Origin of the sequence: Qipengyuania vulgaris (genome assembly GCF_009827325.1) — a bacterium.
In the GTDB taxonomy this organism is placed as follows: domain Bacteria; phylum Pseudomonadota; class Alphaproteobacteria; order Sphingomonadales; family Sphingomonadaceae; genus Qipengyuania; species Qipengyuania vulgaris.
On record NZ_WTYC01000003.1, the window covers coordinates 352,973 to 368,903 of the forward strand.

The following is a 15,931-nucleotide window of genomic DNA, read 5'->3' on the forward strand; positions in this document are numbered from 1 at the left end:
CGCCGCCTTCACCCCGCGCGGAGCGATGGCTATCGCACCGCCAACCGATTCTCGTTTCACTGGAGTTTTCACGAAAATGGCCGAAGCCACCGACGACCGCCTGCGCCTGCTGATCGAGCGCATCGAACGCCTCGAGGAAGAAAAGAAGGGCATCGCCGACGACATCCGCGACGTTTATGCCGAATCCAAGGCGGTCGGATACGACACCAAGATCATGCGCCAGATCATCAAGTTGCGTAAGATGAAGCCGGACGAGCGCAGCGAACAGGAAACCATTCTCGATACCTACAAGGCCGCCCTCGGCATGGGTTGACATCACGCGCCGCCCATGTGTTATGGTGATGTAATACACTAACTGGATGTGGGGGGAAGGATGTCTACCGATACCAAGCCGAGCCGCGGCCTCATTGGTTTTCTGCTGTTGGGGCCGATTGTCTTCGCGATCGTCGCGGTGCTGGCCATGCTGTTCGGTGCGGCTGCGGGTTGGTTGGGCGAATTCATCTCTCCTCAGGTGTTCGAGCGGTTGACGGCCCTGGTGTTCGGCGAAGCGATACCGGGCTGGCAATTCGGCGCGATGCTCGGCTTCGTGGGCGGTTTCCTTCGCGCCTCGCTTCCCAAGCAGCGATAGGGCCTCTTCTGCTGCCGGGCGCAACTGGCCGGTCCGTATTTGAGACGGGCCGACGGAACGCGTCGCCGCCGCAAGCGGTTGATCGGGTGAAAGGAATTCACCCATGTCTACCGAAACCGTCGACACCGCATTCGTCGAAGAAACTTCCGAAGAACCCCGGATGCCGGGGTCGGAAACCGATCTGGATCGAAAGCCGAAATGGCAGCCGCGCTTTCCGGGATCGGGACGGCTGAAAGGCAAGGTCGCGATCGTGACAGGCGGCGACAGTGGCATCGGCCGTGCGACCGCCGTCCTGTTTGCGCGCGAGGGAGCCAAGGTTGCGATCGCCTATCTCGAGGAAAGCGAAGACGCGCAGATCACCGCCAAAGCGATTAAAAAAGAGGGCAGCGAGGTGTTGCTCCATGAAAGCGACCTTGGCTGCCCCGACAGCTGCAAGCTGCTGGTCGACCGGGTGATCGACAAATGGGGGCGGCTCGATGTGCTCGTCAACAATGCGGGCGAACAGCATCCCGACGAGGACATTACCGATATCACCGTCGAGCAGCTCCAGCGCACCTTCCAGACCAACATCTTCTCGATGTTCTACCTGACGCAGGCCGCGCGTCCGCACCTCAAGAAGGGTGCGGCGATCGTGAACTGCACCAGCGTCACCATGTACAAGGGCGCAGGACTGCTGCTCGATTACAGTGCGACCAAGGGCGCCATTACTGCTTTCACGCGCTCGCTCAGCGAACAGCTGGTCGGCGACGGTATCCGTGTAAACGGTGTCGCGCCGGGGCCGATCTGGACACCGCTCAATCCGATGGGCGGCCAACCACCCGAAAAAATGGACGACTTCGGAGAGGATACGCCCATGGGCCGACCGGGCGAGCCGAACGAGGTCGCGCCCGCCTTCCTCTTTCTCGCCTGCGAGGACAGTTCCTACATGTCGGGCCAGGTCCTGCATCCGAATGGCGGGATCATCGTCAACGGTTGACCCGGGCAGCAGCCGTCCTATCTAGGCAACACAGTCTTGTGTAGGAGAGAACGAATGGCCGGACCCTGGAAAGATGCGCGCGGGATAACCGTCACCACCACGCCGACGATCGAAGGCAAACCCATCCAGGAATATCTGGGTATCGTGACCGGCGAAGTGATCGTTGGCGCGAACCTGTTCCGCGATCTCTTTGCCAACATCCGCGACATCGTGGGCGGGCGTTCGGGCAGCTACGAGCGCATCCTGCGCGACGCGCGGGAACAGGCGATAGAGGAATTGCAGGCCGAAGCGGCGACGCGCGGCGGCAATGCCGTGGTCGGCGTCGATCTCGACTATGAGGTGATCGGCGACACTGGCTCGATGCTGATGGTCTCCGCCAGCGGGACCGCAGTCAGGGTTTAACCCCGCACGAGGCCCAGCGCCTTGTAGGTTGCGTCGAGCGTCGGAACCGCGATCTCGCGTGCGCGGGAGGCGCCGCGTGCGAGTATGGCATCCAGTGCCTCGCGGTCCTCGAGCAATTCGGTGAAGCGCGCCGAGATCGGGCGGAGGCTCTCTACCAGCACCTCGCCCAGCGCAGGCTTGAACTTGCCGAAACCTTCACCGCCATATTCGCCCAGCACATCGGCCATGCTGCGATCGGTCAGCGCGGCATAGATCGTAACCAGGTTCAGCGCTTCCGGACGTCCGGCCAGACCGGCTTCCTCGCTGGGTAACGGTTCGGGATCGGTCTTGGCCTTCTTGACCTTTTTCATGACGGTATCGGGGTCGTCAGCCAGATTGATCCGGCTCATCTCGGACGGATCGGACTTGCTCATCTTCGCCATGCCGTCACGCAGGCTCATGATCCGTGCGGCCTGCGGCGGCACGATCGGATCGGGCAGGGTGAAGACGGGCACATCCTCCGATGCGAAGTCATTGTTGAATTTCTGCGCAATGTCGCGCGCCAGCTCCAGATGCTGCTTCTGGTCTTCGCCCACCGGCACGTGCGTCGCCTGATAGAGCAGCACGTCGGCGGCCTGCAGCACGGGATAAGTGAACAGGGCAACCGACTGGCCTTCGCGGTTCTTGCCCGCCTTGTCCTTCCACTGCGTCATGCGGTTGAGCCAGCCCATCCGGGCCGTACCGCCGAGCAGCCACTGCAGTTCGGCATGTTGCGGAACCTGCGCCTGGTTGAACAGCACGCTTTTCGAAGGATCGATCCCGCAGGCTACCAGTGCCGCCGCCATTTCGAGCGTGCCCTTGTGCAGGTCGGCCGGAACGTGCGGCATCGAGATCGCGTGAAGATCGGCGAGAAAGAACAGGCATTGGTTCTTCTCTGCGCTACCGCCTGCGGCTGCTTGAGCGCGGTTCGCATCTTCCATCTCGTCCTGCATGCGCACCCAGTTGCGGATCGCACCGAGGTAATTGCCGAGGTGGAGATTGCCCGTGGGCTGGATGCCGGAGACTACACGCATGATGATCTTACGGAGCTTTCTTCTTGGTGAGGGCGGCAAGGCGTTGCCTGTCGATCGCGCCCACCGCAAAGGCGACGCCGAAATAGACCACTGCCGAACAGCCGACGAGGACGAGCAGGGCGCCCAGTCGCTCGAACAGCCCGGCGGAGAACCAGCCGGTTAGCAAATCGCGCGCGAACCACAAGGCGGCGCCCATGGCGGCGGCGGCGACAAGCTGGCGGGCGATCCGGCCGACGAGGGCAAGCGGGATGGAGTAATACCCGCGCTTGACGAGGACGACGTAGAGATAGGCGACGTTGATCCACGCGCCAATCACGCTGGCATAGGCGACGCCGACCACGCCGTAATCGGTCAGGATCGCGAAGTTCAGCCCGACGAAGACGATCAGCGAGATGAAGGCGGCATATACCGGGGTCTTGGTATCCGACCGGGCATAGAAATTGGGGACCAGAACCTTCACCAGCACATAGGCGGGCAGGCCCAGCACCAGCGCGGCGAGGACCTGGCCCGTTGCCGCCGCATCGGCCAGATCGAAGCGGCCGCCTTGGAAGATCATGGTCACGAACGGTACGGCGCATACCGCCAGCGCCACTGCCGCCGGTATGGTCAGCAGCATCGACAGCTCGATTGCGTCGGACTGGATACGATCGGCCCCTTCCTTGTTCTTGCTACCCACGAACTTGGACAGCGTCGGCAGGATGGCTGTCGAGAGGGCGATCCCGATGATGCCCAGCGGCAACTGGTTCAGCCGGTCGGCATAGTTCATGTAACTCACCGAACCGTCGGCCAACTGGTTGAGGAAATAGAGCTGCACCAGCGTGTTGATCTGATAAGCGCCGCCGCCGATCGCAGCGGGCAGGGCGATCACGCTCAGCCGCTTCACTTCGGGCGTGATGCGCGGCCACAGCAGCCTGGGCCGAAAGCCCTCCACCCGGGTCCAGTAATAAAGCCAGGCGAGCTGCAGCACGCCTGCGCCGGTCACCGCCCAGGCCACCGCATAGCCAACCTGTTCGACGCTCCAGCCCAGTGTTTCGGCGGCATATTCGCCGCCCATAAGCGCGGTAATCAGCACGAGGTTCAGGATGATCGGAAAACTTGCCCCCGGGGCAAAGCGGCTCACCGAATTGAGCATGCCGGTGAACAGCGTCACCAGACTGACGAGGATGATGTAGGGGAACATGATCCGCGCAAAGGTCACGGCCATGTCGAAGTTTTCCGGGTCGATCGGCTTTTCGGCAAGGATCCAGATCACGCCCGGCATCGCAACCATCATCGCCGCGCACAGCAGGATGAGGACCGGCAGGAAGACGCTCAACACGTCGTCCGAGAAACTGCGAGCACTCTCGAGTCCCCCATCGCCATGCAGACGCTTGGAGAACATCGGTACGAAGGCGGCGGAGAAAGCGCCTTCCGCGAACAGGCGGCGGAAGACGTTGGGAATGATGAAGGCCTGGAACCACGCATCGGTCACCGCATTGGCGCCGAGCACGCGGCTGAAGATCATCTCGCGCGCCATGCCGGCGACGCGGCTCACCATCGTCAGTGAGCCGATCGTCCCGACATGTTTGAGCAGGCTCATCGCCTATAAGCTCTCTGATGCGTCAGTTGTCGCCGGCCGGCGCGGGGGCGCCTTCGCCCTGCTGCGCCGCGCGGGCCTGCAGCTGCTGCTGGTAGAGCGCACCGAAATCCATCGGATCGAGCAGCAGCGGCGGGAAGCCCGCATCGCGCACCGCATCGGAAATCACTGCGCGGGCGAAGGGGAAGAGCAAACGCGGAGCCTCGGCGAAGAGAAACGCGTGCGCATGCTCGTCGGGCACATTGCGAATGCCGACCAGACCGCAATAGGCCAGTTCGACGATGTAGAGATTGCCCTTTTCGCCATCGGCGCGGGCAGTCATCTTTAGTTCGACCTCGTGAACCTCGTCACTGATCTTGTTCGCGCCGATGTTCACCTGCACGTCCACCTGAGGCTGGTCGTTCCACTGGAAACTGCCCGGTGCGTTGGGATTCTCGACCGAGAGATCCTTGATGTACTGGTTGATCAGCCCCACCGCCGGACTGTTGTCCGCACCGTTTGCCCCGGCTGCAGGGTCCATGTTGAGATCGGTCAGTACGTCGTTTTCATCGGCCATGGGAAAATCACTTCTCTGCGAATGTCGAATCGGAATGGCCGGGGGCCGTGCGGGCAACCCGGCTGGTTCGGCGCGCGCCTAGCACCCCCTCGCGCGCGGGGCAATGCGGCTAGGGTGCTCCCGGCGGGCGAGCGCAAGCACGGTGCGGCCGAGCATTGCCCGTTTGTAATTCCTTCCTATCTAGGGCAGGAAAGTATGGAACTGCCAAGCCCTCCGGCGCGTAGGCAGAATACGATATGAAAACGGACAAGTATTTGTGATCTACGAGATCGTCATCCTCGCCGCCATCGCCGCCTTTCTGGGGCTGCGTCTCTATTCCGTGCTCGGGCAGCGTTCCGAGCATGAGGAAGAGCCTGCACGGCACCGTTTCGATGCGCCCGAGTCCCAGGTTCCGCCTGCAACCGACCGCCAGCCTGCTGGCACGCGCGAACCGGTGCAACTGCGGAGCGTGGACAACGCCTCTTCCGCTAACGAAAGCGCCATTCGCGCCATCGCCAGTGCCGATCCGCGGTTCGACCTGCTCGGCTTCCTCGATGGGGCAAAGGCGGCCTATGGCATGATCCTCGAAGCCTTCTGGGAAGGCGACAAGGAAACCCTGCGCGAACTGACGGACGACGATGTCTATGCCGGTTTTGCCGCGGCCATCGATGCCCGCACGGACGCGGGCGAGAAGCTGGAAAACCGCTTGATCCGTATCGAGGATGCAACGGTCCATTCGGCGGAACTGGACCGGCGCACGGCGCGCATTTCGGTGCTGTTCGTCTCCGACATCGCTTCGCTCACCCGTGACAAGGATGGCAATGTGATCGCCGGTTCGCTGGATGATGCAGTGGAAAGCCGCGACATCTGGACCTTCAGCCGCAACGTCGATTCGAGCGACCCGAACTGGGTGCTCGACGAAACCGACCAGGACTGATCACCGCCCCACAATTCGGAGAGTGCCAATGCATCGTCTCGCCGGGCTGGTCGCAGCCTTCAGCCTTGCGGGATGCGCTGCCATCCCTGACGTCCGCCCGCCGATGGATACCGGCGTGGTCGAGATTCCCGAGCCTATCCCGGCGGACACCGCACTTGCCGCCACGCTCTCGCCCGGACCCGCGATCGAAACCATGCCGTTTACCGGTTTCGATGCCGCTCCGGCGCTCGCCGCTTTCCGCGCTTCCTGCAGCAAGATCCTCTTTCGCGACGACACCAGCGGCCTGACCCGGCGGGTCGACTGGCAGGGTCCTTGCGGCGCGGCGCAAAACTGGTTGAGCGACCCGACGGATTTCTTCAAGAGCCAGTTCGAGACCGTGATCGTCGGTGACGGGTCCGCATTCGCGACCGGCTATTACGAGCCGGAAATACTCGGCAGCCGCGTTCGGGCGCCCGGTTACGACATACCGGTCTATGCCATGCCCGAAGACCTCGTGCGCGCCTGGCCTGCGGACATGCCCGAAAGCGAACGCACCGGCCGCCCTCCGCTGGGGCGCTATGACGAGAATGGCGATTTCGTATCTTATTACGAACGCGCCGAGATCGAGACGGGCGTGCTTGATGGCAAGGTTCCGGTAATCGCCTGGGCGGCCGATCCGGTCGAATTCTTCTTCCTCCAGATCCAGGGCAGCGGGCTGCTGCGCCTGCCGGACGGCACCCTCATGCGCATCGGTTATGCCGGCCAGAACGGCCGCGAATATGTCGGCATCGGTCAGGTCATGCGCGAACAGGGATTGATCGGTGACGGAACACCCTATCCCACTTCGATGCAGGGCATCATCGCCTATATCCGCGACAATCCGGAAAAGGGCGCCGAGATCATGCGGCTCAACAAGAGCTGGATTTTCTTCCGCGAACTCGACACCGACGGTCCGCTCGGTTCGCTCGAAATCCCGGTAACGCGCGGCGACAGCGTGGCGGTGGATCCGAAATTCGTGCCTTATGGCGCGCCGGTCTGGCTCGATATGGAGCATGACGTGGCCGATGGCCTCTGGATCGCGCAGGACACGGGCGGAGCGATCAAGGGCGCGAACCGCTTCGACACTTTCTGGGGCAATGGCGAGGACGCCCGTGAAATCGCGGGCGGCATGAGCAGCCGGGGTACGTCCTACCTGCTCCTGCCCAAGGGGACGCTTGCGCGCCTGAAACCATGACCGCTCCGCGCGGGCTGAGCAGCGAAGAGGCGGCCGCGTGGGAGAAGGTGGCTGCGACGGTCGAGCCCCTGCATCCGCAGGTCATGCGCAAGCAGCCGGTGCCCGAAGTTTCTCCGCCCAAACCGCAGGCGAAGGCGGCCTCGGCCAAGCCTCCGAGACCGGCCCCGGCTCCAAAGCCTGTCGTCCAACCCGTCCGGCGTCCGCAAAACAATCTCGATTCCCACTGGGACAAGCGGCTGAAAACGGGGACGATCCAGCCAGACTTCACTCTCGACCTGCACGGACATGGTCTCGACGCGGCCTATAGCCGGCTGATGAGCGGCGTGGCGCAGGCGCGCGCCATGGGTGCGCGCACGATCCTGCTGGTCACGGGTAAACCGCGCCCCGTCGATCCCGCCGATCGGGGCACCAAACGCGGCGCCATTCGCGCCAAGGTGCTCGACTGGCTGGCGGCCTCCAGCCACCATTCCGCCATCGCAGCAGTAAGGCGCGCCCATCTCCGCCATGGCGGAGAGGGCGCGCTCTACATCGTGCTCAGGCGAGAGCGGTAGGGGCTTACTCGGCAGCTTCCTTCATTGCCGCACCTTCGCCGGAAATGGAGAGTGCACTGGCCATTCCGGGCGCCTTCGACTTGCCGCCGACCTTGTCGCGCACCGATTTCTCGATCCGTTCGCCGATCTTCTGATCCACGTTCTTCCAGTATTCGAAAGCGCGGACGAGAACCTTCCCGCTCACTCCATCGGCCAAATGGCCGGCCACATTGGAAACGAAGCGGTCGCGCTGGGCATCGTCCATCACTTCGTTGATCAGCGCGCGCGGCTGGCTCCAGTCGTCATCGTCCTCGCGCAAGGTATAGGCCTGCCGCACCATATCGCCATCGGCGTACCAGGTCGCTTCGCCGCCCACTTCGGGCTGCGCGGCAGGGCCGCCATAGGAGTTGGGCGCATAAACCGGATCGACGGCATTCACCGTCCGGCTCTTGCCCGCGCGTGAATAGGAATTGACCTCCGCATTGCGGGCCGAATTGACCGGGATCTGCTTGTAGTTGACCCCCAGCCGCGCGCGGTGAGCGTCGGAATAGGAAAAGCCGCGGGCTAGCAGCATCTTGTCGGGGCTGAGGCCAATGCCCGGCACCATGTTGTTCGGCTCGAATGCCAGCTGTTCGATCTGCGTATCCCAGTCGACCGGGTTTTCGTCCAGTACCAGCCTGCCAACTTCGATCAGCGGATAGTCCGCATGCGGCCAGGTCTTGGTCAGGTCGAAGGGATTGATGCGATAGGTCTTGGCATCCTCGAACGGCATGATCTGCCATTTCAGCGTCCAGCTCGGGAAGTTGCCTTCGTGGATCGCGCCGAACAGGTCGCGGCGGTGATAGTCGCTATCCTCGCCGGCCTTCTTTACCGCTTCGTCCTGCGTCAGATGGGCGTTGCCGCTTTCATTGCCGACATCGGTGTGGAAGTGGAACTTGACCCAGAACTTCTCGCCATCCTCGTTGATGAGCATGTAGGTATGGCTGGAATAGCCGTTCATTTCGCGCCAGTTCTTCGGCACGCCGCGGTCACCCATCAGGTAGGTCACCTGATGCGCGCTTTCCGGGCTCAGCGTCCAGAAATCCCACATCATGTCGTGATCGCGCAGGCCGTTGTCCGCCCGGCGCTTTTGCGAACGGATGAAGTGCTGGAACTTCAGAGGATCGCGGATGAAAAAGATCGGCGTGTTGTTGCCGACCATGTCGAAATTGCCGTCCTCGGTATAGAACTTGACCGAAAACCCGCGCGGATCGCGCCAGGTATCGGGGCTGCCGCGTTCGCCTGCCACGGTGGAAAACCGCATGGCTACATCGGTCTTCTTGCCCTTCTTGAAGAGCTTGGCCTTTGTATATTTCGATACGTCGGCGGTGGTTTCGAAATGCCCGAATGCGCCCGAGCCCTTCGCATGGGGCTGGCGTTCGGGAATCCGCTCGCGATTGAAGTTGGCCATCTGCTCGATCAGGTAGTGATCGTTGAGCACGATCGGGCCATCGCGGCCCAAGGTCAGCGAATGTTCGTCGCTCTGCGCCCGGATGCCTGCATCACTCGTGGTGGGGGGTACTTTGCCGTCGGTCATGTCGGGCGCCTTTTCGAATTAGGGGAGTGACCGACCTACGGTCGGGAGGGCCGCCGCGTTCCTTCACCGGCGCAGGATAAAAACTACTAAGCGTGATTGCATTCTCCTCTCACGAAAAAGCCCCCGGCATCGCTGCCGGGGGCTCCTCGCAGTCCCGAAGGGTCCTCGGCGGCCCTACTGGTACTTCGCGTATTCGAGATCGAAGCGGTCTGCATCCATGACCTTGGTCCAGGCCTTGACGAAATCGCGCACGAACTTCTCTTCATTGCCGTTCTCGGCATAGACTTCGGCCACGGCCCGCAGGCGCGAATTGGAACCGAAGACGAGATCGGTGCGGGTCGCGCGCCATTTCTCGCTGCCGTGGATGCGGCACTTGCCGACGAATTCCTCGTCGCCGCTCTCGTCGACCACTTCCCAAACCGTGCCCATGTGGAGCAGGTTGAGGAAGAAGCTGTTGTCGAGCTTGCCCGGCGTTTCGGTGAGTACGCCGATGCTGTTGCCGTGCTTGGCATGCTTGCTCACCGCGCCCAGCGCACGCAGGCCGCCGACCAGCACGGTCATCTCGGGGATTGAAAGGCCGAGCAGGTGGGCCCGGTCGATCAGCATGTCTTCCGTCTTCACCGAAGCCTTGGTCTTCAGGTAGTTGCGGAAACCGTCGGCAAAAGGTTCCAGCGGCTCCCAGCTTTCGGCGTCAAAATCTTCCTGTTTCGCATCGCCGCGGCCGGTGGTGACCGGGACGGAAATATCGAACCCGGCATCCTTCGCCGCTTTCTCGACTGCTGCCGAGCCGGCGATGACGATGGCGTCGGCCATGGAAATGCCGCCGCGGATTTCGTCGAGCTTCTTCAGAACCTTTCCGAGCTCTTCGGGGTCGTTAACCGCCCAGTTGCGGACCTCGTCGAAGCGGATATGCGCCCCGTTAGCACCGCCGCGGTGATCCGAATTGCGATAGGTCGAGGCCGAAGCCCAGGCTGCCTTGACCAGCTCGGCAACCGAAAGCCCGCTGTCCAGCACCTTGGATTTGAAGGAGGACAGATCGCTGTCGGATACCTGCGTTCCAGCAGGGATCGGGTCCTGCCAGATCAGGTCTTCGGCCGGGACGTCCGGGCCGAGATAGCGGACCTTGGGCCCCATGTCGCGGTGGGTCAGCTTGAACCATGCGCGGGCGAAGGCATCGTCCAGCGCGGCCTGGTCGTTGAGGAAGCGTTCCGAAATCTTGCGATATTCCGGATCGCGCTTCAGCGCCATGTCCGCCGTGGTCATGATGGTCGGGACCTTCTTGTTCGGGTCGCGCGCATCGGGGGCCATGTCTTCGGGTTCGGGATTGACCGGGGTCCACTGGTTTGCGCCAGCGGGGCTCTGGGTCAGTTCGTATTCGTATTTGAACAGCAGGCGGAAATAGTCGCCGCCCCATTGCGTGGGGTTCGGGGTCCACGCGCCTTCGATGCCGCTGGTGGTGATATGACCCTTCTCGATTTCTTCGGGATCGGTCAGCCAGCCGAAGCCCATGCGGTGCAGGGTCTCGCCTTCCGGAGCGCTGCCGAAGCTATCGGCTGGCGCTGCGCCGTGGCACTTGCCGAAGGCGTGGCCGCCAGCGGTCAGGGCCACGGTTTCCTCGTCGTTCATCGCCATGCGGGCGAAGGTTTCACGCATGTCGCGTGCCATGCCCTCGGCATCGTGCGGGTTGCCGCCCGGACCTTCGGGATTGACGTAGATGAGACCCATCTGGATCGCGGCGAGCGGGTTTTCGAGCGCCTTGCCCTCATCGGGGAGGATGCGCGTTTCCGCGCCGGTATCGACCCACTGTTCTTCGGTGCCCCAATAGACGGTTTCCGGGTCGAACACGTCCTTGCGACCGCCGCCGAAGCCGAACACCGGACCGCCCATCGATTCGATGGCGACATTGCCGGTGAGGATGAAGAGGTCGGCCCAGCTGATGTGCTTGCCGTATTTCTGCTTGATCGGCCACAGCAGGCGACGTGCCTTGTCGAGGTTGCCATTGTCGGGCCAGCTGTTGAGCGGGGCGAAGCGCTGCTGGCCGCTGGAGGCACCGCCGCGACCGTCACCGGTGCGGTAGGTGCCGGCCGCATGCCATGCCATCCGGATGAAGAATGGGCCGTAATGCCCATAGTCTGCCGGCCACCATGGCTGGCTGTCGGTCATCAGGTCGGTGAGGTCTTTCTTCAGCGCGGTGTAGTCGAGCGCATTGAAGGCTTCGCAATAATCGTAATCCTCGCCCATCGGATCGGCTGCGCGGCCGCCTTCGGTGAGGATTTCGAGATCGAGCTGGTCGGGCCACCAATCGCGGTTGGTGCGGCCGAGCAGCGAGCGGGTACCTCCGTCACCGTGGAAGGGGCAGCCGCTGATGTCTCCGGTCTTGGCGTCCATGAAAACTCTCTCCTCTAGAAATTAAAGACTCGGTTCCCGTCCGAGGTTGGAGAGCACGTTGAACCCGGTCGGCTTATTCGTCCAATCGATTAAACGGTTCAAATAGATAGGCGGAAGCGATTGTGCTGCGAGGCGTGGCGCGCATACGTAAAACGCCGCCATCCCGCTGGAATGACGACGCTTTCGTGTTCGGTTTATGACGGGTCAGGCGGCCTGAGCGATCTCTTCGGCGGGTTCGGTCCGGATCAGGTAATCGAAAGCAGAGAGGCCCGCCTTCGAGCCTTCGCCCATGGCGACCACGATCTGCTTGTAGGGCACGTCGGTCACGTCGCCTGCGCCGAAGATGCCGGGCAGATTGGTGCGGCCTTCCTCGTCGGTGGCGATTTCGCCGAACCTGGTCAGTTCGAGCCCGCTTCCCTGAAGCCATTCGGTGTTCGGGACGAGGCCGATCTGCACGAATACGCCTTCCAGCTCGATCCGGCGCGTGTCGCCGCTCTTGCGGTCCTTCAGCATCAGCCCGTCGACCTTGCCGCCCTTGCCGGTGACTTCGGTGGTCTGCCCGCTGGTGACGATTTCCACATTGGACATGCTGCGCAGCTTCCTCTGCAGCACCTCGTCGGCACGCAGCTTTTCGTCATATTCGATCAGCGTCACATGGCCGACGATCTTGGCAAGATCGATTGCCGCCTCGACGCCCGAATTGCCGCCGCCGATCACCGCGATGCGCTTGCCCTTGAACAGCGGACCGTCGCAGTGCGGGCAATAGGCCACGCCCTTGTTGCGATATTCCGCTTCGCCCGGAACGCCCAGATTGCGCCAGCGCGCGCCGGTCGCAAGGATCAGGCTGCGCGTCTTGAGCGATGCGCCATTGCCAAGTTCCACCGTGTGAAGCCCGCCTTCTTCCTTCGCGGGGACCAGCTTCACCGCCCTGGCGAGGTTCATCAGGTCGATATCGTATTCGCCGACATGGCGTTCGAGGTCGCCCGCCAGCTTGGGGCCCTCGGTGTAGGCGGTGCCGGGGAGGTTCTCGATGCCCAGCGTGTCGTGCAGCTGTCCGCCGAAGCGTTCGGCCGCAATTCCAGTCCGGAAACCCTTGCGCGCGGTATAGATCGCCGAGGCAGCACCCGCAGGGCCTCCGCCGACAACCAGCACTTCGAACGGGTCCTTGGCGGCGAGCTTCTCGGCGGCCTTCGCGTCCGCGCCGGTATCCACCTTGGCGAGGATTTCGGCCAGTTCCATCTTGCCGTTGTAGAAGGGTTCGCCGTTGAGGAAGGTCGCAGGCACGGTCATCACGTCGCGTGCATCGACTTCGTCCTGATAGGTGCCGCCTTCGATCAGCGTGGCGGTGACGCGCGGGTTTTCCAGCGCCATCAGCGTCAGCGCCTGCACCACGTCGGGGCAGTTGTGGCAGCTCAGCGAGAAATACATCTCGAAATTGAAATCGCCCTCCAGCCCGCGAACCTGCTCGAGCAGGTCGGCGTCGACCTTGGGCGGGTGGCCGCCAGCCCACAGCAGGGCAAGCACCAGCGAAGTGAACTCGTGGCCCATCGGGAGCCCCGCGAACCGCACCCACTTCTCCGCATCGCTGGCGCGGCGGATCACGAAGCTGGGCTTGCGGTCATCGGTGCCGTCGAAGTTGGCGCTGACGTCTTCGTGCAGCGCGGCGATCTCTTCGAGCAGTTCGCGCGTCTGGCGCGATTTTTCATCGTCGCCCAGCGAGGCGACCAGCTCCACCGGCTCGCGCAGATTGGCGAGATAGGTCTTCAGCTGCTGGGTAAGGTTCGCATCGAGCATGGACGGACTCCGGGCGTAGGTTGCGGGCGGGGGTTGCGGGCGTGATCGAAATTCAAAGGGATGGAAAAGACCCGGGGCTTGGGGGGGAGGATTGCCCCGGGTCTTCCAGCGACCCGAGATTATTGTCTCGGGCTCTTGAGGCGGGCGAAAACTAGGAACGCCCGCCCTGACTTGTCCTGCCGGCTCAGATCTTGCCGACGAGGTCGAGCGAAGGTGCCAGCGTGTCGCTGCCTTCTTCCCATGCGGCCGGGCAGACCTGGCCGGGGTTGGCGCGGACATACTGGGCCGCCTTGATCTTGCGGGCGAGTTCGTTGGCATTGCGGCCCACGCCTTCGCAGGTCTGCTCCATGATCTGGATCACGCCGTCCGGATCGACCACGAAGGTGGCACGATCGGCAAGGCCGGCACCTTCACGCAGCACGTCGAAATTGCGCGCAAGGACGTGGTTCTGGTCGCCAAGGAACGGGAAGCTCAGCTTGCCGATCTTCTCGCTGGTGTCATGCCATGCCTTGTGGCTGAAATGTGTGTCGGTCGACACGGCATAGACTTCGACGTCCATCTTCTGGAGCATGCCATACTGCTCGCCGAGGTCTTCGAGTTCGGTCGGGCAGACGAAGGTGAAGTCGGCCGGATAGAAGAAGAATACGGCCCACTTGCCCTTCACGTCTTCGTCGGTGACTTCGTAGAAATCTTCACCGGCCTTGAAGGCGGTGGCGTTGAACGGTTTGATCTGGCTTCCGATGATACCCATGGGTTTTTCTCCGTTGTCGGGTTGAAACTGATGGGTGTCAGATAGGCCGTGTTGCGGTGCACAAAAGCGATATGTTGCGATTGCTAGCATCGGAATAATCGATTAACTCGATGGAACTTTCGAAAAGCGCAAGGGTCGCGCGATTTCATTGCGTTTTGCGCAATTGGAACGAGGATTGGGTGGAGCTGCAGCGGCGGCTTTGAGGTGATGGGGTGGACGCCCCCCGGCGGCATCGATGTGCCATAGTGGAGGTGTTTGAACACCACTAGAGAGGAGGCGTCCATGTCGGAAGTTAGCATCATCGGGTGAGATATCGCAAAGCCTGTTTTCCAGGTCCACGGGGCCGATGCCTCGGGCCGTGCGGTGCTCCGCAAGAAGATCAGCAGGGCGAAGCTCTTGCCGTTCTTTGCTTCGCAGCCCTCCTGCCAGGTGGTCCTGGAAGCGTGCGGGGGCGCGCATCACTGGGCGCGTGAACTGGCGAAGCTGGGTCATGAGGTCCGGTTGATCGCGCCAGCTTACGTAAAGCCGTTCGTGAAGCGCCAGAAGAACGATGCTGCGGATGCCGAGGCCATCTGCGAGGCGGCGCAGCGCCCGAGCATGCGGTTCGTGCCAGTAAAGACCGAAGCACAGCAAGCAGCCGCGCTGGTGTTCCGGGCCCGCGACCTGCTGGTCAAGCAACGCACGCAGATCAGCAACGCCGTTCGCGGTCACATGACCGAGCATGGCTGGATCGCGCCGCAAGGCCTGGCGCACATGAAGAAGCTGGCCGCACTGCTTGAGGATCCCGACGCGGTTCCCGAGAGCGCACGGCCGGTACTGGAGATAATGCTCGATCAGATGGCAGTGCTCAGCGAGCGCATTGCCGAACTTGACCGGGAGATCGCCCGGCGTGCCCGCGAAGACGAGACCGCGCGGCGGCTGATGACGATCCCGGGCATCGGACCGATCACGGCAACCGCGATCACCGCACTTGCACCTCCGCCCGGCACCTTTGCCAAGGGCCGCGACTTTGCCGCATGGGTCGGGCTTACACCGCGCCAGCACTCGACCGGCGGCAAGCAGAGGCTCGGCGCGATCTCGAAGATGGGCGAGCGAACGCTGCGGCGGCTGCTGATCATCGGCAGCAGCGCGGTCGTGCTCCAGGCAAGCAGGCGCGGCGCACCCGCGGGATCGTGGCTGGAACAGATGATGGCGCGCAAGCCGCGCATGCTGGTGACGGTGGCGCTCGCGAACAAGACCGCGCGCATCGTCTGGGCAGTGCTGACGAAGAACGAGGATTACAGGGCTCCGGTCTCGGTCGCGGCGTAAGCCGGGCCGGACCAGAGGTCGCCGGAAGGACGTAGGCGGACGAAGGAGAGTATGGCAAAACAGTCGGCGAGACGGGACCGGAAGAACCAGGGCTTTCCACCGTGCTTCATCAGTACGCTGAGGGTGATGTGGTTCCGGTCCGCGAACTCCCATACGGGCCCGCAGCACGAAAAGCTGCACCAGGAGGCCGGACAGATGGCAGCATCCGACTACGTGCCAAACCTCTCAAAATACCGCTTGCATCCTGCGGGGCGTCCACAGATGG

Annotated in this window: 16 protein-coding genes; 9 read left to right on the plus strand and 7 right to left on the minus strand. The window is 62.8% G+C overall.

Translation table 11 applies throughout. The features are described 5' to 3' along the window. The first annotated feature begins 76 nt into the window (after nt 1–76). From GRI69_RS08510 to GRI69_RS08525, 4 genes are all read left to right on the plus strand, one after another. Nucleotides 77–313, plus strand: coding sequence for a DUF2312 domain-containing protein (locus GRI69_RS08510; RefSeq protein ID WP_160608848.1), 237 nt, complete (start codon nt 77–79; stop codon nt 311–313). Nucleotides 314–373: 60 nt separating this feature from the next. Then, nucleotides 374–628, plus strand: a complete 255-nt coding sequence (locus GRI69_RS08515; protein ID WP_160727832.1) for a hypothetical protein — start codon at nt 374–376, stop codon at nt 626–628. A gap of 103 nt (nt 629–731) precedes the next feature. Then, complete coding sequence (locus tag GRI69_RS08520) at nt 732–1,604, plus strand: SDR family oxidoreductase (protein ID WP_202391915.1); 873 nt, start codon at nt 732–734, stop codon at nt 1,602–1,604. Between the two features lie 54 nt (nt 1,605–1,658). After that, nucleotides 1,659–2,006 carry a heavy metal-binding domain-containing protein gene (locus tag GRI69_RS08525; protein ID WP_202391916.1) on the plus strand — a complete coding sequence of 116 codons (348 nt, stop codon included), beginning with the start codon at nt 1,659–1,661 and terminating at the stop codon, nt 2,004–2,006. Here the strand turns inward: GRI69_RS08525 and trpS are convergent. Genes trpS through secB form a run of 3 tightly spaced genes read right to left on the minus strand, consistent with a single transcriptional unit; the run spans nt 2,003 to nt 5,190 of the window. Next, nucleotides 2,003–3,058 (minus strand): tryptophan--tRNA ligase, encoded by a 1,056-nt coding sequence (gene trpS, locus GRI69_RS08530; protein ID WP_160727833.1) that lies wholly within the window; start codon nt 3,056–3,058, stop codon nt 2,003–2,005. The two genes, GRI69_RS08525 and trpS, sit on opposite strands and share 4 nt — an antisense overlap. Nucleotides 3,059–3,065: 7 nt before the next feature. Then, nucleotides 3,066–4,637, minus strand: a complete 1,572-nt coding sequence (gene murJ, locus GRI69_RS08535; RefSeq protein ID WP_160727834.1) for a murein biosynthesis integral membrane protein MurJ — start codon at nt 4,635–4,637, stop codon at nt 3,066–3,068. A 22-nt stretch (nt 4,638–4,659) separates the two neighbouring features. Then, nucleotides 4,660–5,190: a protein-export chaperone SecB gene (secB, locus tag GRI69_RS08540; protein WP_160727835.1), complete on the minus strand. Its 531-nt coding sequence runs from the start codon at nt 5,188–5,190 to the stop codon at nt 4,660–4,662. A gap of 256 nt (nt 5,191–5,446) precedes the next feature. Here secB and GRI69_RS08545 point away from each other — a divergent pair, with 256 nt between their 5' ends. From GRI69_RS08545 to GRI69_RS08555, 3 genes are read left to right on the plus strand one after another with little or no spacing between them, the layout of a single operon-like run. Beyond that, the gene (locus GRI69_RS08545) at nt 5,447–6,106 is read left to right on the plus strand and encodes a Tim44/TimA family putative adaptor protein (RefSeq protein WP_160727836.1); all 660 of its coding nucleotides are present in this window, start codon (nt 5,447–5,449) and stop codon (nt 6,104–6,106) included. Between the two features lie 28 nt (nt 6,107–6,134). Then, nucleotides 6,135–7,319: a murein transglycosylase A gene (gene mltA, locus GRI69_RS08550; protein ID WP_160727837.1), complete on the plus strand. Its 1,185-nt coding sequence runs from the start codon at nt 6,135–6,137 to the stop codon at nt 7,317–7,319. After that, nucleotides 7,316–7,870, plus strand: a complete 555-nt coding sequence (locus GRI69_RS08555; RefSeq protein WP_160727838.1) for a Smr/MutS family protein — start codon at nt 7,316–7,318, stop codon at nt 7,868–7,870. Before mltA ends, GRI69_RS08555 begins: the two co-directional genes overlap by 4 nt. A 4-nt stretch (nt 7,871–7,874) precedes the next feature. Here the strand turns inward: GRI69_RS08555 and GRI69_RS08560 are convergent, their stop codons facing one another. The 4 genes from GRI69_RS08560 to ahpC form a co-directional block, all read right to left on the minus strand. Beyond that, complete coding sequence (locus tag GRI69_RS08560) at nt 7,875–9,425, minus strand: catalase (protein ID WP_160727839.1); 1,551 nt, start codon at nt 9,423–9,425, stop codon at nt 7,875–7,877. Between the two features lie 174 nt (nt 9,426–9,599). Next, on the minus strand, nt 9,600–11,813 hold the full coding sequence (katG, locus tag GRI69_RS08565; protein WP_160727840.1) for a catalase/peroxidase HPI: 2,214 nt from the start codon (nt 11,811–11,813) through the stop codon (nt 9,600–9,602). A gap of 204 nt (nt 11,814–12,017) precedes the next feature. Next, nucleotides 12,018–13,607, minus strand: coding sequence for an alkyl hydroperoxide reductase subunit F (gene ahpF, locus GRI69_RS08570; RefSeq protein WP_160727841.1), 1,590 nt, complete (start codon nt 13,605–13,607; stop codon nt 12,018–12,020). A 184-nt stretch (nt 13,608–13,791) separates the two neighbouring features. Beyond that, nucleotides 13,792–14,358, minus strand: a complete 567-nt coding sequence (gene ahpC / locus GRI69_RS08575) for an alkyl hydroperoxide reductase subunit C (RefSeq protein WP_160727842.1) — start codon at nt 14,356–14,358, stop codon at nt 13,792–13,794. Nucleotides 14,359–14,670: 312 nt separating this feature from the next. Here ahpC and GRI69_RS08580 point away from each other — a divergent pair, with 312 nt between their 5' ends. Together GRI69_RS08580 and GRI69_RS16085 are read left to right on the plus strand one after the other, a co-directional pair. After that, nucleotides 14,671–15,666 carry an IS110 family RNA-guided transposase gene (locus GRI69_RS08580; RefSeq protein ID WP_160727873.1) on the plus strand — a complete coding sequence of 332 codons (996 nt, stop codon included), beginning with the start codon at nt 14,671–14,673 and terminating at the stop codon, nt 15,664–15,666. Nucleotides 15,667–15,717: 51 nt separating this feature from the next. Beyond that, on the plus strand, nt 15,718–15,931 hold a 214-nt coding region (locus tag GRI69_RS16085; protein WP_237453006.1), incomplete at its 3' end, for a hypothetical protein.